Here is a 19506-nt window from a genome sequence, read left to right on the forward strand (position 1 = left end):
CCTGTGGTTGCTGACTTTCCCGCGTTCAGTCATGGGCGATCGACAGTCTCGGATCGACCAGGCGCTCGTTGCGCGGATGGTGCACATGGAAGTCCGGCATCGGCACCGCGGGCGCCTGACCGAACACGCCGGCCATGTAATCCACCAGGCCTTTGCATCTGTCGGGATCGAACACCTCCTGGTCGTTCTCCTCGACGGTGCCCCCGATGACGACGTGGTCATGGCGCGGGAACATGTACCCCTTCTGCCCGTACAGGTATTCCAGGTCCGGCTGCGGCCGCAACATCGCGAGCTGTCCTCGGTACGAGATCATCTCGTTGTCGTTCCACAGTTCCTTCGCGCCGAGCCCGGTGCAGTTGATGATGACTTTCTGCGTCAGGGACGTGAGCACGTCCGTGCTGTTGATGAATCTCCGGCTCACGAACATGACGCCGCGCGCCCTCAGGTCGCGTTCCAGCCGGGGAATGAGGATCGGCGGTTCGACGAGCAACGTCCGGTACCTGTATCCGGAGGTGTTGTGGCCCGCGAACGGCAGGCGCGGGAGATATTCGCGCGGCGGCAGCAGTCCCGGCACGAGTTCGTGCACCACGTCGATTCCCGAGGTGGGACGGACGCTGTAGTTGTCGACCTCGGACACGCCGAAGCCCTTGCCGATGCCGGCCTTGAACATCGTGTAGGCGGTCGCGAGGATGTACTGGAACTCCTGCACCTTGGCGAAGTCCTTGGAATACTCCAGGATCGACGCGGCCCACTGGCCGCCGGCCTTGTACGACGTGGTCTCGACCGGCTTGCGGTCGGAATAGATCGTGACGTTCAGCCCGAGGTCGAGCAGCAGGGCCGCGGCGGTCATTCCCATGACGCCAGCGCCGATCACCGCGATCTCCCTTTCGATGATCATGGTATCGGCCTGGCGTTTGAGGACCATGTCCCGCACCGCGGCGGCGCAGCCCCAGCTCAGCGTGATGCCTCCACCGCCGTGGCCGTAGTTGTGGATGACGAACTTGTCGCCGAGCTCCTCTCCTTCGAGCCGATAGGAGTGCTTGCGGTAGGGCCTCAGACCCGCGACGCACGCGCCCGGCTCATGGGGATCGAAGGTGAAGTCCGGAGTGGGCAGGTGGGCAGGTGTGCTCACTCCACGCTCGTCCAGCAGCATGTCGGGCTCCGGTGATCAGACGCTTGGCCGTCGATGGGTACGCATACCCGTGCAGGCGTCCGCTCCTTCCCCCGACTCCAACGCTTGACCGGCTTCTGGACGACTGTTTCCAAGACGGCGACGACGTCCGGCCGAGCCGCATATAGACGTCTTGACCTGCGGAAACACCAGCCCTGAGCAACGTCAAGGCACGGCTCCCGCGCGTTCGCCCGGCCGGCCGCGCGGGTAGGCGTCCCAAGCGGCCGGACGATCCGTGCCTGTCCTTTCCGACTGATCTGCCGTACGGCGGGCATGCCCAGGAGCGTCATCGTGCCCTTCACCGTTGCCGACTACATCCTCGAGCGGCTGAGCCAGCAACAGGTCGACACCCTGTTCGGTGTGCCCGCCGCATATGGTGCCCCGCTGTTCGACGCGGTGGGCGCGCACCACATCACGCCGGTCGTGACGGCCACCGACCTCGAAGCGGGATACGCGGCCGACGGTTACGCGCGCATGAAGGGCCTCGGCGCCGCCGCGGTGGCCAACGGCGTCGGCATGCTCAGCATGATCAACGCCATCGCTGGCGCGTTCGTCGAGCGCAGCCCGGTCGTCGTCGTGAACGGCGGCCCGAGCGCCGCGAACCGGGCCAACCTGAAGAACCTGGACGTCCTGTTCTCGCACTCGACCGGCCAGCCCGACGGAGACCTCAACGCCTACCGGCTGGTCACCGCGAGCGCCGCCCGCGCCGAGCAGGCCGCCGACGTGCCCGGCCTGGTCGACAGCGCGATCTCGACGGCGATCAGGAAGAAACGGCCGGTCTACATCGAGATCGATCGGACCATCTGGACGGCGGCCTGTACGCCCCCGGCCGGCGCGCTGCCCGTCACCGATCCGGCGGCGGGCACGGAGCAGCAGCTCGCCACCGCGATCGTGGGCCTCGTGCGCGCCGCCACGAAACCCGTGCTCCTGCTGGGCGTCGAGGTCCAGCGTTACGGACTGGCCGACAAGGTCGCCGCCCTGATCGCCAAGCTCGGTGTCCGCTGGTCGACCCAGGTGCTGGCCAAATCGGTGCTGTCCGAACAGGACGACGGCTGGGTCGGGGTCTTCGCCCCGCCGAGCTGCCAGCCCCCCGAGGTCCGGGACGCGGACCTGATCGTGATGCTCGGCTGCGTCTTCCCCGGCAGCTACGCCACGTTCATCCAGAACAACACCGACCATATCGTCACCGCCTACGACGGCAAGGTGAAGATCAAGAACGGGAGCAAGCAGAACGCGGACATCACCGCCCTGGTGACCGCACTCGTGGCCGAGGCGGCGAAGGAGGCGCCGGTTCCCCTCTCCGCGGCCGTCGACCCGGCCCCGCCCGTCGCCACCGGCCCGCTGACCTACGCCCAGGTGTTCGATCGCGTCGGCGCCGCCCTGGACGCCACATGGCTGGCGATGCCGGACACCTTCCTCGGCGGCGCTTCTGCGGCGAACCTGCCGGTCAAAGGCCGCGACGGGTTCCTGAGCAGCGCCGTGTGGGCCTCCATCGGCCATTCCGTGGCCGCTGCCGTCGGCGCGTCCTTCGGGTCGAGCAGGCGTCCCCTGGTCATCTGCGGCGACGGCGGCTTCCACATGACCGCCCAGGCACTGTCCACGTTCGTACGCTATGACCGCAACCCCGTCGTCGTGGTCATCGACAACGGCATCTACGGCCTGGAGCAGTACCTCATCGACTCGGACTACTTCACCGACCCCGGCGTGACGCCGAAGCCCTACGTCCTGCTCAACCAATGGGACTTCGTCAAGTTCGCCGACGCGCTGGGCGTCCGGTCCACGTACTCCGTCGACACCGCGGCGGAGCTCGACCAGGCGCTCGCCACCGTGAAGACGTCGTCCAGCGCTCCGGCGCTGATCGTCGCGAAGGTCGACTCGCGCGGGCTGCCTGCAGTGCTGCCCTGAACCACCGTCCGAACCCACCTCCTGACGCAATGAGGGGCGCGTCGCCGCAATGCCGCGCGAGGACGCTCCGGCGCCCTCGACGACCTCACATGCTCTGCCGGGAGGGCGGAGCACGTACGAGTGAAAGGGGCAGTGAATCGCTGAACCAGCGTTCGGGATCGAGGCGAGGGACGGCCTTGGGACGACGCGGATCGAGCGGACCGCCTGTCCGCAGCTCAGACGGTTGACGTGGGCGCGGGTGCTGCACGTGTTCTTCGGTCCGCCCGTACTGGCATCGTGCCGGCATCCCCCACCAACAGGGTCACCGTCCAAGGTCGATCAGCATTGGGTTAGGTTGATCGGGATGAAGACATATGTGGATCTGCCGGCGGAGCTGGTGACCGAGCGGCTGCGGTTGCGGCGGTGGGTGCCGTCGGATGCGGAGGAGTTCCGCGGGTTGTGGCTCGAACGGGATCCGCGAGTGCCGGCGGCCCGGCGGATCGACGCCGAGGGACGGCCGACGGTCGAGGACGTCCGCAGCTGGCTCATTGACAATCCGCTGACGGCGGCTCCTGGGCTCGGGTTGCTGGCCATAGAGCTGCGCGACACCGGCGAGTTCATCGGGTATTGCGGATTGACCGTCGGCCAGGGATCGTTCGACGAACCCGAGATCGCGTACGAGCTGGCACGACGAGCTCACGGCCATGGTTATGCGACAGAAGCCGCCCGTGCGGTCTTGGAAGCCGCGATCCGAACAGGGCGTCGCCGCCTCTGGGCGACTGTACGGGAGTGGAACACACCCTCGTTCCGCGTCCTTGAGAAACTCGGCTTCCACCGAAGCGACCGCATCGACGAGGACAGCGAACACGGTGACTCGATCTGGATGACGCGCGTACTCGACCCGCGCTAGGGACGCGTGCATCGGCTCGCCAGATCACGCAGCTCGCGCCGGTGGCCACCGCCGAAGGCCTCGACGGGACGCAAAGGGCGGGAGTCGCCGGGCAGTCGTTCGGTGCGGCCGCGCGCGGCGGCCGCCTGCCGGCCTCCAGGGTCCCTTGTCGCGGATGTAGTCGCGGTCGCGCTGGACGGAGACGGCAGGCCCCGCCAGCTGAGTCACGATCTTGGGTGGGTACTGAGACGCCTGGCCCGTTGCCGGGGCCATCGGATCCTATTCCCAGCTGACGCCGACCTGCCGGAAGCGCCACAGTTGGTTATTGCCGGATCCGGGCCCGCCTCAGGTGCCCTGAATGACGTTCGCTCCGTGCTTGGTGCTGGCATAGGCGACATCGAGGCACAGGCCGCTGTGCCGGGCGATGAGGCGGATGTAATTGCCGGAGGCGCCGCTGTCGACGATGCGCCACTGCTGGTTGTAGCCGCTGCCGCGGGGAGCGCAGGTGCCCTGGATGACGTTGGCGGCGTGCCCGGTTCTGGCGTACGCCACGTCCAGACACTTTCCGCTGTGCTGAGCCACGACCTGGTACCAGTACACCGGACCGGCCGACGACGCCGACGCCACCGCCGAGGCGGGCACGCAGAGCGTGCCGGCCAGCAGACCGGCTGACGCAACGGCTACGGCGAGTCGCCTACCACTCATGATCTCTCCTGCGCTTCCTCGGTGACACGGGCTGAACTCCCCTACCGTCACCGGCCCAGGCGAGATCGGTCATGAGTAACCCCGTACTCGGATTTCGACCCGCGCCTCACCCCGGAAGTTCAGGGACTGGACGGGTCGTTGCCCGGCTGTGGAACCACCATCGCAGGGGTGGCGGCCAGGCTGTGGCCGCCGCCGGAACAGGATGAGTACGGGCTACTCATGACGGCACGAGCGCGGGCGCCGACACTCGGCCCATGCTTATCCGCCGCGTGATCGTGCCGCTCGTCCTATTCGTCGTCGCCGCCCTGCTCGGCGCCCCCGCGGGGCACGCCGACGGCGCGGTGCACGGTGAGTGCGAGTTCCTCGGGACCTCGCCCCTGTCGCTCGCGGAGGGCGAGCGGCCCCGTGCCCGTATCACCTTCCTCAACGACAGTCAGGAGAGCGGCTGGTTCACCGCCACGGTGGAGGCCGGGTTCCACTACTGGCACGCCACGCCGTTCTACCGGCAGTTGTTATCGGCCGAGACGGGGCTGGTGCAGGGGGAGTTCGACCTGCCGCCGGCGTACGCGGAGGGCCTCGGTGACGCGAGCGGCCTGCGGATCGACATCACCTCGACGCTGTCGGGCGACACGACGATCGGCACCTGCTCCACCACCCTGAAGGTGCACACCGGCCGTGACACCGACCAGGACGGGCTGCTGGACGACTGGGAGACCAACGGCATCGACTACGACCAGGACGGCACGGTCGATCTCGCGCTGAACCAGCCCCCGTACAGCGCCGACCCGAACAAGAAGGACATCTTCGTCGAGCTGGACGCGATGTTCTGCCTGGCGTCGTACTGCCGGCGCTCCAGGGAGCTCGACCCGAACGCCATCAGCCAGGTGGTGACCGCCTTCGCGGCGCACGGCATCACCCTGCACGTCCGTACCGGGGAGCGGGCCGGCGAGGCGGAGCGGGTCACGTTCGACACCAAGAGCCCCGGCAGCTGGGACGACTTCGACGATGTCAAGTTCGGCGACCCCGCCATCGCCTGCGACGGGAACTTCGGCGACGTGCTCGACCGGATCTCCCGCAACTGCGAGAACATCCTGGGCGCCAAGCGGCTGGCGTTCCGCTACGCCGTGTCGGTGCACGGGCTGACCGGCCTCGGCACCACATCGGGCCAGGCAGAGGCGGGCGACGACACCCAGCAGCACGTCGACCTGGCCCACCTGGCCCGCGTCGCCCTGCCGGGTGGCAACGACTTCGTCATCTCGCTCGGCGCGTGGGACAACACGCGGATCATCGCCAACGGCGGCCAGACCGCGGCGGAGGCGGGCACGTTCATGCACGAGCTCGGCCACACGCTCGGGCTGCAGCACGGCGGCCTGGACAGCATCAACTGCAAGCCGAACTACCTGAGCGTCATGAACTACTCCTACCAGTTCCCCACGGCGTCCACCGCGTCCCGCCCCCTGGACTACCAGCCCCAGGAGCGCGCCCCCATGAACGAGGACCAGGGGCTCGACGAGGTGGGCGACGCCCTGCCGGGAGCGGGTAGCGCGACGGTCGTGTACGGGACGGTGGTGGCCGGAAGACCCGGAGTCGCGCTGACCACGCCGGCCAACAAGCCGGTCGACTGGAACGGCGACGGCACCAGGGCGACGAGCCAATCCGGGGACGTCAACCACATCATCATGGGCCCCGACACCACGTCCTGCCCCGTCTCCCCCAAGCAGACCCTCACCTCCTGGAACGACTGGGACCACCTGAACCTCAACTTCCGCGAGAGCCCCTGGTTCGAGGACGGCGCGCACAAGGGCGTGCTCGGCCTGGGCAGCGCCGAGATCACCGCCGAGGCCGCCGCGAGTCTCAACCCGCCGATCGACCTCACCGCCGCCAAGACCGTGGACAGGCAGGACGCCTCCCCCGGCGACCGGCTCACCTACAGCGTGGCCGTGGGCAACAAGGGACCCGCCACCGCCACGGCGGTGAAGATCGACGACACGATGCCCGGCGGCGACGTCGTCCACCGCACGACGTCCGACGTGCCGGCGGGCGGCTCCGCGCGGGAGACGTTCACCTACGACGTCCCCTGTGCGACCACGGACGGGACGGTCCTGACGAACACGGCGGCCGTGTCGGGGACCAATGAGCGCGGATACGCCGAGACCGGCACCCTGTCCGACAACACCGCCGGGGTGTCCACCACGGTGCACCGGCCGGTGATCGGCGTGGCGGCCACCGCGCCCGCCACCGTCGACGCCGGCGAGGCCGCCGCCTACACCCTGACCTACCGCAACACCGGCGGGGCTGCGGCCTCCGGCGCCACGCTCACCGCCACGCTGCCCGCCGGCCTCTACTACAGCACCGCGCTCGACCAGGGCGCCGGGCCCCGCCCCGGCTCCGTGAGCAGGAACGCCGACGGCACCACCACGCTGCGCTGGGCCATCGGCACGCTGCCCGCCGGCACGGGGACCGGCACGATCGCCTTCACCGCGCGGCCGAGCCTGCTGTTCCTGGACGCGGCGACGGTCACCGTGCCGGTCTCGCTGAGCGCCGACGGCTCCGGCCCGTGCCCCACCAGCCCCGCCGCCGCGACGGCGGAAACGCGGATCACGACCGTCTCCCCCAGCCGCGACCCGGGGCTGGTCACGTTCTGGGCGCTGCGGCCCGACCTGCGCACCGCCGAGGCGCTCGCCCGCGTCCAGGCCACCGACGACCGCTTCGACGGCGCCGACGGCTCGGCCGCGAACGGGGCGCTCTCCCTGCGGGAGTCCACCGCCGTCCTCACCCTGCCGCTGACGCAGCCGCGCACACTACGGGCCGAACTGCTGGCCACCACGCTCAACCTGGCCGACCGCCGGATCAACGCCGGCACCGCCGTGGACGGCCTCACCGCGCGGGCCCTGGGGGTGCGGACGGTGGGCGAGGCCGTCCGCCACGCCCAGGCCACCCTCGCGCAGCCGCCCACGCTGGACAACCTCATCCGCTACACGAAGGCGACCCAGCTGCTCGCCGAGATCAACTCGGGTCTCTCGAGCTAGCCATGTGCTTCCGAGGTGGCCGCCCGCCAGCGGCAACCTCGGTGGCCACCCCCGTGGCGGCTTCGGTCGCGGCGGGACGGAGCTGGGCCGCGCGGATGCGGGATCGTACGGTCGAAGCAGTAGATCCCGTATTGCTCCTGAAAGACGTCGGTGAGCTGCGTGTAGCAGGAGCCGAACATCAGGGATCGTTCAGCAGGACCCCGACCAGCCCGGCGAACCGCAGCTTTCGGCACCGGGCGTCAGCGCTGGGATGCGCCCGAATCCGCATGGAGATTGTCTCGGATGCGCTGACCTGCGATTCAGCCATTCCGGAACCGGCCAGAACAGGCGTGCCCGATCAGCGCCACCTGACGGCTGGGGACAGCTTCGGGAGAAGGACGCCCCTCTGAGCCTCACCCAGAGTGCCTGACCGAGATCGCCAGCGTCAACGGCCACTACCTCGCCATAGTCCAGGACCTCACTCATCGTCGGTGTTCCCCGGTCCCGCGCCGTTCCAGTTCGGCGCGGCCCGCGTCGGTGAGGTGCCAGCGGTGACCATTCGCAAGATCGTCCCGCTCGTCGCGAATCAGCCCCTGTTCGGCCAGCCACTTGAAGGCAGCGCGCTTCGCCCAGTCGCCCCACAAGGTGTTCACGTCGCCAGTGATCACTGTGGAGTCCCGGATGCGGATCAAGAGCTTGCGTTGCCCCTCGGTGAGGTCGATCGGCGTGGCGTTCATCGCTGACCTCCGCGTCGCGTCTCGGACCAGATGCGGAGCTTCACGGTGGCGCTCATGAGGCATCATCGCCCTCGGCGCCGACGCTGATCAAGGCCGCATCGGCGATGGGCACCCCGGCCTGCGGGTGATGCCCGAAGAACACCTCGCGCTCGCACTGGAGTACCCAGACGTTGCCGCTCCGCTTGAGCGGTTCGACCACCTTGTGCATGCCCCGGTCGATCGCCGGCGTTCCCGGCCCTCGGCCGGCCTGCGTCGTGTAGACGATCCGGCGGCCAGGCTACACCTCGGGCGCGGGAGCGTACGTGTACTCGTGGCGCGTCCAGATGACCGTCATCAAGCGTCACCGCCCGACGTAGTCGCCACACCGTCGAGGTCGGCCGCTTCGATGACCGCCCGCGCGATCTGCCCTTCGGTGAGACCGGCCACGAGCATCATCTTGGACACCAGGAGTGGCGGCAGCCGCGACCATGGCGGCTCGGCTCGTCGCCTTCACCGCGTCACCGGCACTTGAGTGACAGCTTCATCGAACGGTTCACCAGGTCCCGCGGTCGTCAGGCACCGGCGTGAACGCGGGCGAGGCGGCGAGCGTTTGATCAAGCCGGACAACTGGGTCATCACTGCTCGCGCGGGTCACCTCCGCCCTCAGATCGATGAGCGCACCGCCGCCCAAGGGAGTGATCGTCCCCTCCTGCGAGGCCGGGGCCTCCGCCCAGCGGCGGGCCGACAGGTAGGTGACGTATCCGGCTCGCAGGTCGGACGGCCGCAGCGACCGATGTTCCTTGAGCCGGGCCCACAGTTGGGCGTGGCCCGCGTCCCCCCAGTCGATGTCCCAGTGCTCGGCGACGATGGTGAGGATGCCGGCGGCGACCTCCCAGCCGTGCGCCGCCACCTCTTCGCCCTGCATCGTCACCGTGATGCTGTTGCGGACCTCTGAGCCTTCGGCATGAGAGCCCACGGTTCCGCGGAATACGACGCTTCCCCCGTGCGGCGCGGTGCTCCAAGCGGAAAGGGTGAAGCCCAGCTCCGCCTTCGTGGCACCGAGTTCCACCTCCAGGTACTCGTCGAGGCGCGCCATTTCGGCCAGCAGGCTCCCTGCGTCGGGCTTGAGCGCAGGAGGATCCTTCTCATCCTCGTCCAGCGGCGAGTGCCAGGTGGTGAACAGCTCGGGAGCGGTGCGCTGAAGCCTCGTCAAGCAGGCGGCCCAGCGTTCGGCGCAGTCCTGCGCAGACTGCCGGCGAGGACCCCAGAATCCCCGCACCAGAATCTTGCGCACGATTATCTGATCTTCCAGTTCATCCGCTGATAGTCGACCTTGATGTTGATGCCCTCTTCTTCGAAGAACTCCCTGACGGCATCGGCCACCCGCTCGTTGGAGAACCTCCATTCGATGGACCTGCCGGTCCCCTTGGCGGCCTCGATCTGCCGATTGGCCTGAACCTTGAACTTGTCCGCCTGCTTCTTGGTGAGGTTTCCATGCTCGTCAAGCTTCTTACTGTAGCCAAGCTTGGCATCCAGGAGGACTCCCCGAGGGCCGTCGTACCCGTCGAACTTGACGCCGTTGACCTTGTACTCGCGGCTGATCCGAACGCCCGTGACCTGCTCCTGGTAACGCATCCAGTGCCTGCGCTTGGTGTAGTTGATTTTGATCCATCTGCCCGGTCCGCCGCCGGTCGTGCCCACCCGCGGCGTCCTCAGAACGCGGGCGTCGGTCACGATGTTGTCGGTGTCAGAGCTGGCAGAGGGGATTGCCTGCTGTTCCGCCTCAAGTGCCTTGATGGTGGCCGGGATCTCGGCTTTGACGAGGGCCCGGGCGAATCCGGTGGACTGCGCGCGGACGCTGTGGCTGCGGTTGGTGGCGGCGTGGTAGGAGACGCTGCAGGTGACGTCCGCTTCGCCGTTGGCAGGGATGGAGACCTGCCGCCGGCATGAGCCGGCAGGCCTGCCGTCCAGCTGGAAGTCGATGATGACGTCGGCGGTGATCGCGCCGACCTTGAGATAGGGGCTGTCGAGCTTTACCCGGTTGCTGATCGTGATGGTGGCGGTGCAGCCGCTGTTGTTACAGGGGGACAGCCTGCCGGAGCTCGCCGCCGAGAAGGCCACGCTGGAGTCGATGGCGCCCCTGAGGGCCTTGGCTTCCTGCTTGAGCTGGTCGATGAACGTCCGTGCCTGGGCACCCGTCATCGCGGAGACGGTGATGTTCAACCGGAAATCGTCACGCCATCGCGCCGGCCGCACGACGAGGGCGCCGCCGGAGAGACCGGTGCCGGTGATATGGGGGGTGGGAGGTGCCGGACCGCCGCCGGATGCCCCGGAATCGATGCGGACGATCTGGTACGGAGCAGTCGTCGTCACATAGATGGCGCCAATCGGCGCAGTCACCTTACGTGCCTGGACGCCGTTGACCTTGGTGACCGGGCCGCTCGACAAGTCGACCTGTCCGGACAGGCCCAGCAGCCGGGCAAGACTGGGCGGGGCGAGGAGCTTCGACAGCGCGAAACCGGCGGGTCCGGTGCTCATCTTGACCCAGCGCTTGGCGTACTCCTTGCTCAGGCGCGCAGTGGCGCCGTTCGTGCGCCAGTAGCCCGGTCCGGCTTTCACATAGGTGCTACCGCCGGCGGTGAATATCTTGATCTTCTGACCGCTCACGGTCACCGTGCCCGCCGTCGACCCCTTTGAGGTGACCTTGACGTCGAGGCCCAGCTGCTGGCCGCGGTCGGCCAGCGTTCCCCTGTAGTGAGCCGCCGGGAGCCCGGCCAGATGGCTGATCGCGCTGTTGACCTCCGTGGTCGCAGCGGGGCCTGCCGTGTTCACCGGGCGGGTCAGGCCGGGCAGGCGACCTAAGCTGCTGATCAGAAGGGTGAGCGCGACGGCCACCGCGGCCAGCGCCGCCACCGCTCCTCCGCCGACGAGGAACCACATCCGGCGACGATTCGGCGTCCGTCGGCCGACCGGCGGACCACCTGGAACCGGCGGGCCACCCGGGACCGGCGGGCCCGGGAAAGGAACGCCGGGAAAGGAAGGGCCAGGGGGTGGCAAGCCGGGCACGGGAGGACCGGTAGGCGGTGCCGGCCCGGACGCAGGAGGGCCGGAAGACCACGGCGGCCCAGACGCGGGAGGACCGATAGGCGGTGGCAGTTCTTCGCCCGGGCGATTCTCAGGCATGTCGCTCATCCCCCGCGACCTCGCTTCGTCAGCCCGTCAAGGTGCAACGTGATGATGCAGCGTTCGGCTGTGTTGCGCTGCTTGTAGAGATCGGGATCATGGGTGACCGGCCGGCCGCCGGCAGATCCGCGTTTCTTGCGGTTGGCTGCCTGGTCGGCCTTCTCCGGGATGACCGCCTTGATCCCGCGCCGGCTCAGGTAGGCGCGGTTGCCGCGCGAGGAGTAGGCCTTGTCCGCGGCCACCGCGCCCGGCCGGGTGCGCGGACGGCCGATCGCTAGCCGGACCTTGATGTGCTCCAGCACCGGGCGGAACTGCGGGCTGTCTCCGGCCTGGCCGGCGGTCAGGACGAAGGACAGCGGACGGCATCGACCATCGGCCGCCAGATGCACCTTGCTGGTCAACCCGCCCCGGGAGCGGCCCAGCTTGGCGGCCTTCAGCCGGAACCGGTATCGGCGTCGCAGCCGGCGCCGCTCGTTCCTCCCGTCGTCCCCGTCGACGTTGTCCCTGACCTCTTCGTCGCCGGGGTCGCCGTCGGGGGCGTTTTGCCCCTTTGGCGCAGCCCCCTTTCCTGCTCGACGGCTTCTTCCAGGGCTGCGCTCAGCTCACCGTCCAAGACCATCCCGGCGGCATGATGGTGGGCGCGGGCGGTGGTGGAGTCGACGCTGACCAGGGCGAGGCCGACCTGTCCCCGGGCTGCGGCCTCGGCGATCACGGCCTGCATCAGCTGCTCGAACACGCCGTCCCGCGCCCAGGTACGGAACCGGTCGTATGCGGTGGACCATGGCCCGTACTCCTCCGGCAGGTCACGCCACGGGCTGCCGGTACGAAACCGCCACATCACCGCATTGAACAGCCGCCGCAGATCCGGGATCGGGCCCCGCTCACCCAGAGGTAAGTGAGGCTCGATCAAGGACCATTCCTCGTCGGTGAGATCTCCACGTGCCCTGTTCGATGGCCTACCAGGGCCACCGGGCGTACTCTTCGACCAGGTGGCCCTGCTGTCCCAGGGCTACGAACGATGGCCCTTCACCGTGTCCGCCAACGTCGCCATCGGCCGCCACACCACCGGCCCCACCCCCGAAGCGCTCGCCTGCGCCGCCGCGGTCACCCGCGCGTACTTCCGGGACGCACCCGTGCTGGTCCTGGACGAGCCGACCGCCGCCCTCGACCCCGCGCCGAGGCCGAGACCTTCGCCGGGGTGCGCGCCCTGGCCGGCGGACGCACGGTCATCCTCATCACCCATCGACTGCACTCCGTGCAGCACGCCGACCGCATCTTCGTCCTGCAGGACGGCCGGATCACCGAGAGCGGCAGCCACCAGGAGCTGCTGGCTCTCGGCGGCGAATACGCGCAGCTGTGGTCGTTGCAGGCAGCTCAGTACGGCATGGGCACCACCCCGTGAACACGGCCGGACGTGCCCGTCGGATCACCAGTCATCGGTGACGAGGCTCCTGGGCGGGGCCGTGATCTTGACCGGGCTCCCCCAACCTCGATAGATGATGTTCATCGTCATCGTCTCGACCTCATCGCCCCCGTACGCCGAGGTGAACCTCAGGATGGCGTGAAAGCGTCGCGGCAGATTGTCCGGGCCCGCCCACAGCTTCCAGGTGATGGACCCGCGCCACGAGCCGCCCTCCTGCTCGGTTTCGAAGAACATGCCGGCCTGCCGCTCCCCCACCTCCGGAACCGTCACGACGCCGTTGAAGACCGTGGTCCGGACTCCCTCGAATGTTCCGCCGTCGCCGCTGAAGGCACCGTTGTGGGCGCCCAGCCTGAGGAATCCGGGGTTGATTCCGTTGATCAGGTCCTCTCCCCAGATGACGCCGGAAAGGTTCCGCCCGCCGTAGGTCCATTTCCCCACCGTTGACGGCGACTTCCAGATGTACTTGCCGTCCTTGGAACGTACGTAGCCCTGGGAGTAGAAGTCCGGGCCGACGCTGATCTCCCGAGACCGGCCCGTCCCCCCTGCCTCCTGGGAGATCGTCGTGGTGTCGGCGGCGTACACGCCTGAGGCGTTGAAGCGGTACGCGCCGGACGCCTTGATGTCCCAGGTGGCCGGAGGCCCGCCGCGCCGCTTGACGGTGAACCGCACGCTGCCCTTCTTCGCGAACTGGTGCTGGATCGCTTCGACGACGGAGTCGAGGGACTGCGACTCAGGAGCCGCGCGAACGGCGCCGCCGGGAATCGTGACACTCAGCAGGCCGGCCATCACCAGCACGGCGCTCATGCGCTTCATGAGCCGATGATCGCAAACGGTGATCACCATCTCGTCACGGCGGCGAGCGGTCAGAAGGACGGATGCGCGTGCACCTGTCGTCCCTCCACGTAGGTGGCGAGGACGGTGATGCCGCCCAGGTCACCGGAGGGTACGGCGAACGGGTCGGCGTCGGTGACGATGAGGTCGGCGAGCTTGCCGGGCTCGATGGTCCCGGTCCTGGTGTCGAGGTGGTTGATCCGGGCGGTGCCGATCGTGTACGCCGACAGGGCCGCCGCCACCGAGAGGCGCTGCGCGGGCAGGAACGGCCGCCCCGATCCGTCGGGGAGCATCCGGTTGACGGCGACGTGGATGCCGAGGAACGGGTCCGGGCTGCTGACCGGCCAGTCGCTGCCCGCGGCGAGGGCGGCGCCCGAGCGCAGGAGGTCGCCGAAGGGGTACTGCCAGGCGGCGCGCCGGTCGCCGAGGAAGGGGATGGTCAGCTCGTCCATCTGCGGCTCGTGCGCCGCCCACAACGGCTGGATGTTGGCGGTGACCTCCAGGGCCGCGAACCGCGGCACGTCGTCGGGATGGACGACCTGGAGATGGGCGATGTGATGCCGGTTGCCCTTGCGCCCGTTGACCTTGAGCGCCGCCTCGAACGCGTCCAGCGCCTCCCGGGCGGCCCGGTCGCCGACGGCGTGCACGTGGACCTGGACCCCGACGGCGTCCAGCCGGGTGACGTAGGCGCGCAGGTCCTCGGGCCCGACGAAGCTGATGCCGCTGTTGCCGGTCCGGCATCCACAGCCGTCCAGGTAGGGGGAGGTCATGGCGGCGGTGTAGTTCTCCGCCACGCCGTCCTGCATGATCTTCACGCTGGTGGCTCTGAACCGTCCGGTGGTGGTACGGCGGGCGAGCAGTTCGGGGATCTGCTCCTCGCCCCGCTCTCGATCCCACCACAGGGCGCCGACCACGCGCCCGGTGAGTATGGAGGCGTCGGCGGCTGCTTCGTAGGCGCGCTGGACCTCCGGGCCGACCATCGCGTCCTGCCATGCCGTCACTCCGGCCTGGTGCAGGCGTCGCTGGCCGGCCTGGAGGCCGCGGAGCAGGTCCTCGTCCGTGGGCTCGGGCACGTGCCTGCCCACGAGCGAGGCGGCGCCCTCGTGCAGGGTTCCTTGAGGGGTTCCATCGGGTTCGCGCTCGATGCGCCCGTCGTTCGGGTCGGGGGTTCCGTCGTGGACGCCGCACAGCCGCAGGGCCTCGGTGTTGACCCATGCGCCGTGCCCGTCCCTGTTGGTCAGGTAGACCGGCCGGTCGGGGACGACTTCGTCGAGGGCGATCCGGCTCGGCGTGCCGCCGGGGAACCATTCCATGGACCATCCGCCGCCGGAGATCCAGCGCACCTCGGGATTGGCCGCGGCGTACGCGCGGACGACGGCAAGGGCGTCGGCGGCGTCCCGCGCCTCGTGCAGGTCGCACCGGGTCATGGAGAGTCCGGCCAGCACCGGGTGCACGTGGGCGTCCTGGAACCCGGGAAGCAGGGTCCGGCCGGCCAGATCGACGATCTCGGTCCGCGGGCCGGCCAGGTCGCGCACCTCCTCGACCTCGCCGAGCGCCAGGATCCGCCCGTCGCGTACGGCCAGCGCGCGGCTGGGAGCGCCGGCCATGGGGCGCACCCGGCCGTTGAGGAACACGATGTCGGCAGTTTTGTCGGCAAAAGTCATGAAAGTCTCCTCAGAGCTGCGGGCGTGTGGGCCACGGCAGGACGCGTTCGACGGCGGCGCCGATGTGGAAGACCGTCGCGTCGTCGTAGCTGCGGCCGACGATCTGCGTCCCCGTCGGCACGCCGTTCGACGCGAGACCGGACGGGACGTTGAGCACGGGGCAGCGGCTGGCAATGTTGAAGACGGTCGTCAGCGAGTACTCCAGGTAGTGGTCGAACTGGACCCCGTTGACCGTCAGCTTGGTGTCCACGTAGTCCTCGCCCGCGGGCAGCGCGGCGGTGCCCGCGGTGGGGCAGATCAGCGCGTCGTACCGGTCGAGCACGTCGCCGATCACGGCGTAGATGCGGCCCTCCAGCTCCAGCCCGGCCAGGAAGCCGTCCCGCGCCAGCGCGGCGCGCGAGTCCTCGGCGAAGGCGAGGGCGTAGGGCGTGAGCTCGTCGCGGTGCGTGTCCGCCACGCCGGCGACCATGGGACCGAAGATGGCGCCGAAGTGGATGAAGGCCGCGCGCATGACGTCGGCGCGCCGCAGCGGCACCTCCACCTGTTCCACGATGGCGCCGGCCGCGGCCAGCGCGTCGGCGACCGCGCGGGTGTTGGCCGCGACGTCCGGCTCGATCTCCCAGTTCCCCAGGTCGGGGGAATAGGCGATGCGCAACCCGGCGACGTCGCCGAGGCGTTCGGGGATGTGCACGGCGGGGCGGATGGACACGACGTCGGCCGGGTGCGGCCCGACGATGACGTTCTGCAGGAGCGCGCAGTCGGCGACGGTACGGGCCATCGGCCCGTCATGGCAGTAGTGGTCCAGGTTGTACGGCGACATCGCGGGCACCCGCCCGTAAGGCGGCTTGTATCCGACCGTGCCGGTGGCCGCGGCGGGCAGGCGGATCGAGCCGCCGATGTCGGACCCCGTGGCGAGCGTCGCCGTCCCCGACGCCAGGGCCGCGCCCGCGCCGCCGGAGGAACCGCCGGGCGAGTAGTCCAGGTTCCAGGGGTTACGGGTGAGGCCCCACAGCCGGGAGTGCGTGTAGGCGGCGCAGCAGAACTCCGGCGTGGTGGTGCGGGCATGGACGATCCCGCCGGCGGCGACGACCCGTTCGACGACCGGATGGGTGGTGTCGGCGACGTGGCCGGCGTGGGCCAGGGAACCGTCGCTGGCACGCCTTCCGGCGATCGGCTGCTCGTCCTTGGTGGCGACCGGCAGCCCTTCGAGCGGCCGCGGCGACCCGTTGCCGAGGTAGGCGCGCTCGGCCTTCCTGGCCTGATCGAGCGCCTCGTCGAACATCGTCTCGCTGAGCGCGTTGACCCGCGGCTCGACGGCCTCGGCCCGCTCGATGACCGCGGTCATGAGCTCGACGGGCGACAGGGCCCGGGTCCTGAACAGCTTCAGAGCTTGCGTGGCGGACAGGTGTGCGAGCTCACTCACATGATCTCCTGAAGGGCGCGCCGGTCGGCGGCGATCTGGGCAGGATCCCAGCCCGGCCGCGGCACGGAGTGCAGCAGCAGGCGGGTGTAGGGATGCTGGGGGGCGGCCAGGACCTGCGCGGTCGGCCCGGCCTCGACGACCTTGCCGCGGTGGAGCACGACGATGTCGTCGGCCGCGTGCCGGACCAGGGCCAGGTCGTGGGTGATGAACAGGTAGGCGATATCGAGGTCGCGACGGATCCGCGCCAGCAGGTCGAGGATCTGCGCCTGGATGGACACGTCGAGCGCCGAGGTGGCCTCGTCCAGGATCAGCACCTTCGGCGCGGTGGCCAGCGCGCGGGCGATGGCGACCCGCTGGCGCTGGCCGCCGGACAACCGCCTGGGCCGTACGGCGGCCTCACGCTCGCCGAGCCCGACGCGCTCCAGCAGTTCCTCGCGCCGGGCCCGCCGGGCCTCCTTGTCCAGGGCGAAATGCAGGCGTAGCGGCTCCTCCACGCATTCGCTCACGCTGATCCGCGGATCCAGGGAGAGGTAGGGGTCCTGGAAGACCATCTGGATCTCGCGCGCCCGCGACAGCCTGGCCCGGCGGCCCCGCGGGGCGCGCGAGCGGTTCCGGCCCTCGACGCTGATCCGCCCGGCGTCCGGGAGCTCCAGGCCGACGAGCATCCGCGCGGTCGTCGTCTTGCCCGATCCCGACTCGCCCACCACGGCGAGCGAGCCGCCGGCCCGCAGCGAGAAGGAGACGCCGTCCACGGCCGCCTTGTGGCCGTACGCCTTGCGCAGCCCCTCGACCTCCAGCACGTTCTCAGTCATGGACCGGCTCTCCAGCTCTCAGGCACGCCACCTGCGCGCGTTCCAGGATCTCCAGGTCGGGCCGTCGCTCCCGGCATCGTTCGACGGCCAGAGCGCAGCGGGCCTCGAAGGCGCACCCGGCCGGGGACTCGGCCAGCGACAGCGGCCTGCCGGGCACGCCGTGCGGCGGCTCGGGGGACTCCAGCCGGGGCGTGGCCGCCAGCAGCCCGGCCGTGTACGGGTGCCGGGGGCGGGCGAAGAGCTCGCCGGTGGCCTGCTCCTCGACGATCCGGCCCGCGTACATCACGTAGATGCGGTCGCAGATGGCCGCGGCCAGCTCCAGGTCGTGGGTGACGAACAGCATGCCCATCCCGCGCGCGGTCCTGAGGTGGGACAGGATCGCGATGACCTCCGCCTGCGTCGTGACGTCCAGGGCGGTCGTCGGCTCGTCGGCGAGCAGCAGGTCGGGCTCCGCGGCCAGCGCCCCGGCGATCATCACTCGTTGCAGCATCCCGCCGGAGAACTCGTGCGGGTGACGGCGCAGCGCGGCTTTCGGATCCTCGATGCCCACCGCCTCCAGCAGCCCCTCCGCCCGATCGAGAGCCTGCCGGTACGGCAGCCCGCCCGCCCGCAGTCCCTCGGTGACGAAGTCGCCGATCCGCCGGACGGGATTGATCGACGCCCGCGGATCCTGGAAGATCATCGCCACGCGCCGGCGGCGCAGGGCACGCAGCCCCGCGGCGGTCTGCGCCAGCACGTCCTGGCCGTCGACCAGGACGCGCCCGCTCACGGCGGTCCGCCCGGGCAGCAGGCCGAGCACGGCCCGGCAGGTGACGGACTTGCCCGACCCGGACTCGCCGACGAGCCCGACGGCCTCGCCCTGGGCGACGCGCAGCGACACCGCGTCCAGGATGGGCCGGGCCGCCTGGCCGGGCGCCAGCCGTACGGTCAGATCGTCGATCTGGAGCATCAGCGCTCCCTCCCGGAGACGCGGTCGGCGATGCCCTCGCCGACGACGCTGAAGGCCACCACCGTGATCACGACGGCCGCGCCGGGGGCCAGCGCGGGCAGCATGGCGCCCTGGAGCAGGGCGGAGGCCCCTTCGTTGATCATGGCGCCCCAGTCGGGGACGGGCGGTTGCGTGCCGAACCCGAGGAAGGACAGCGCCGCGAGGTCCATGAGCGCGTAGCCGAAGTTGATCGCCGACTGGGCGAGGATCAGCGGGACGACATTGGGGACCAGGTGTTTCAGGCAGATGACCCACCCGGACCAGCCCTGCACCCGGTAGGCGTGGATGTAGGGGCGGGACATCTCCCGCAGGGCGACGCCGCGCGCCAGCCGTCCGACGTAGGGGGTGTAGGCGATGCTCATCGCCACGACGGGCGCGGTCAGGCCGGGGCCGAACATGGCCACCAGCGTGATCGCCAGCAGCAGCGCGGGGAAGGCGAAGACGAAGTCCATGGCGCGGGACAGGACCGCGTCGAGCACACCGCCGGTCCAGGCGGCCAGGACACCGAGCAGGGTGCCCGCCACCGTCGACAGGGTCACCACCAGGAGCGGGCCGAGCAGTCCCGCCCGCGCGCCGTGGATCAGGCGTGACAGGATGTCGCGGCCGGACTGGTCGGCCCCGAGCAGGTGATCGGCGCTCGGGCCGCTCAACGCGGCAGAGAAGTCGATGGCGAGCGGATCGTGCGGGGCCACGACCGGCGCCAGGATCGCCACCGTCACCAGGACGGCCAGGACGGCGACGCCGGCGACGGTCATCCGGTCCGCGGGAAGCCGGTAGCGGCGGTGGAAGGTCACGGCTGTCAAGAGGAC

16 protein-coding genes and 1 pseudogene are annotated in these 19506 nt (G+C 69.8%); 4 read left to right on the forward strand and 13 right to left on the reverse strand.

What is annotated here, in order from left to right:
- Window positions 1-25 precede the first annotated feature (25 nt).
- Entirely contained in the window at window positions 26-1153 is a 1128-nt protein-coding gene (locus tag AB0J71_RS24280; protein WP_364416145.1) for an FAD-dependent oxidoreductase, read from the reverse strand.
- A 309-nt stretch (window positions 1154-1462) separates the two neighbouring features.
- Between AB0J71_RS24280 and AB0J71_RS24285 the strand changes: the two genes are divergently transcribed.
- Both AB0J71_RS24285 and AB0J71_RS24290 read left to right on the forward strand, forming a co-directional pair.
- A complete protein-coding gene (locus tag AB0J71_RS24285; protein ID WP_352325852.1) occupies window positions 1463-3076 on the forward strand; it encodes a thiamine pyrophosphate-dependent enzyme in 1614 nt (537 codons plus the stop codon).
- 343 nt (window positions 3077-3419) lie between these two features.
- Window positions 3420-3965: a GNAT family N-acetyltransferase gene (locus tag AB0J71_RS24290; RefSeq protein WP_364416147.1), complete on the forward strand. Its 546-nt coding sequence runs from the start codon at window positions 3420-3422 to the stop codon at window positions 3963-3965.
- A 324-nt stretch (window positions 3966-4289) separates the two neighbouring features.
- On the opposite strand, the gene AB0J71_RS24295 is transcribed toward AB0J71_RS24290, so the two are convergent.
- Complete coding sequence (locus AB0J71_RS24295; RefSeq protein ID WP_364416149.1) at window positions 4290-4649, reverse strand: RICIN domain-containing protein; 360 nt, start codon at window positions 4647-4649, stop codon at window positions 4290-4292.
- Window positions 4650-4903: 254 nt separating this feature from the next.
- On the opposite strand from AB0J71_RS24295, the gene AB0J71_RS24300 reads away from it, so the two are divergent.
- Complete coding sequence (locus tag AB0J71_RS24300; RefSeq protein WP_364416151.1) at window positions 4904-7678, forward strand: hypothetical protein; 2775 nt, start codon at window positions 4904-4906, stop codon at window positions 7676-7678.
- Window positions 7679-8139: 461 nt separating this feature from the next.
- Here the strand turns inward: AB0J71_RS24300 and AB0J71_RS24305 are convergent, their stop codons facing one another.
- The 5 genes and pseudogenes from AB0J71_RS24305 to AB0J71_RS24325 form a co-directional block, all read right to left on the reverse strand.
- On the reverse strand, window positions 8140-8394 hold the full coding sequence (locus AB0J71_RS24305) for a hypothetical protein (RefSeq protein WP_352325857.1): 255 nt from the start codon (window positions 8392-8394) through the stop codon (window positions 8140-8142).
- A 52-nt stretch (window positions 8395-8446) separates the two neighbouring features.
- A complete protein-coding gene (locus AB0J71_RS24310; protein ID WP_352325858.1) occupies window positions 8447-8602 on the reverse strand; it encodes a hypothetical protein in 156 nt (51 codons plus the stop codon).
- Window positions 8603-8926: 324 nt separating this feature from the next.
- Window positions 8927-9667: an Imm52 family immunity protein gene (locus AB0J71_RS24315; RefSeq protein WP_364416153.1), complete on the reverse strand. Its 741-nt coding sequence runs from the start codon at window positions 9665-9667 to the stop codon at window positions 8927-8929.
- A 2-nt stretch (window positions 9668-9669) separates the two neighbouring features.
- The gene (locus tag AB0J71_RS24320) at window positions 9670-11313 is read right to left on the reverse strand and encodes a Tox-REase-5 domain-containing protein (RefSeq protein ID WP_364416155.1); all 1644 of its coding nucleotides are present in this window, start codon (window positions 11311-11313) and stop codon (window positions 9670-9672) included.
- Window positions 11314-11609: 296 nt separating this feature from the next.
- Window positions 11610-12466: pseudogene (locus AB0J71_RS24325) on the reverse strand (transposase); the annotation flags it as partial.
- A 288-nt stretch (window positions 12467-12754) separates the two neighbouring features.
- Between AB0J71_RS24325 and AB0J71_RS24330 the strand changes: the two are divergent.
- Window positions 12755-12958 carry a hypothetical protein gene (locus tag AB0J71_RS24330; RefSeq protein ID WP_364416157.1) on the forward strand — a complete coding sequence of 68 codons (204 nt, stop codon included), beginning with the start codon at window positions 12755-12757 and terminating at the stop codon, window positions 12956-12958.
- Window positions 12959-12982: 24 nt separating this feature from the next.
- On the opposite strand, the gene AB0J71_RS24335 is transcribed toward AB0J71_RS24330, so the two are convergent.
- Genes AB0J71_RS24335 through AB0J71_RS24360 form a run of 6 tightly spaced genes read right to left on the reverse strand, consistent with a single transcriptional unit; the run spans window position 12983 to window position 19491 of the window.
- Window positions 12983-13792, reverse strand: a complete 810-nt coding sequence (locus AB0J71_RS24335) for a hypothetical protein (protein ID WP_364416159.1) — start codon at window positions 13790-13792, stop codon at window positions 12983-12985.
- Window positions 13793-13842: 50 nt separating this feature from the next.
- Window positions 13843-15474, reverse strand: a complete 1632-nt coding sequence (locus AB0J71_RS24340) for an amidohydrolase (RefSeq protein WP_364389423.1) — start codon at window positions 15472-15474, stop codon at window positions 13843-13845.
- A 10-nt stretch (window positions 15475-15484) separates the two neighbouring features.
- Window positions 15485-16897, reverse strand: a complete 1413-nt coding sequence (locus AB0J71_RS24345) for an amidase (RefSeq protein WP_352329871.1) — start codon at window positions 16895-16897, stop codon at window positions 15485-15487.
- Complete coding sequence (locus AB0J71_RS24350; protein WP_364416161.1) at window positions 16894-17709, reverse strand: ATP-binding cassette domain-containing protein; 816 nt, start codon at window positions 17707-17709, stop codon at window positions 16894-16896. The genes AB0J71_RS24345 and AB0J71_RS24350 overlap by 4 nt, the downstream gene beginning before the upstream one ends.
- Complete coding sequence (locus AB0J71_RS24355) at window positions 17702-18658, reverse strand: ABC transporter ATP-binding protein (RefSeq protein ID WP_352329867.1); 957 nt, start codon at window positions 18656-18658, stop codon at window positions 17702-17704. The genes AB0J71_RS24350 and AB0J71_RS24355 overlap by 8 nt, the downstream gene beginning before the upstream one ends.
- Window positions 18658-19491 carry an ABC transporter permease gene (locus AB0J71_RS24360; RefSeq protein WP_352329872.1) on the reverse strand — a complete coding sequence of 278 codons (834 nt, stop codon included), beginning with the start codon at window positions 19489-19491 and terminating at the stop codon, window positions 18658-18660. The genes AB0J71_RS24355 and AB0J71_RS24360 overlap by 1 nt, the downstream gene beginning before the upstream one ends.
- Between the last annotated feature and the right edge of the window lie 15 nt (window positions 19492-19506).

Origin of the sequence: Nonomuraea sp. NPDC049637 (genome assembly GCF_040675235.1) — a bacterium.
Lineage (GTDB): Bacteria > Actinomycetota > Actinomycetes > Streptosporangiales > Streptosporangiaceae > Nonomuraea.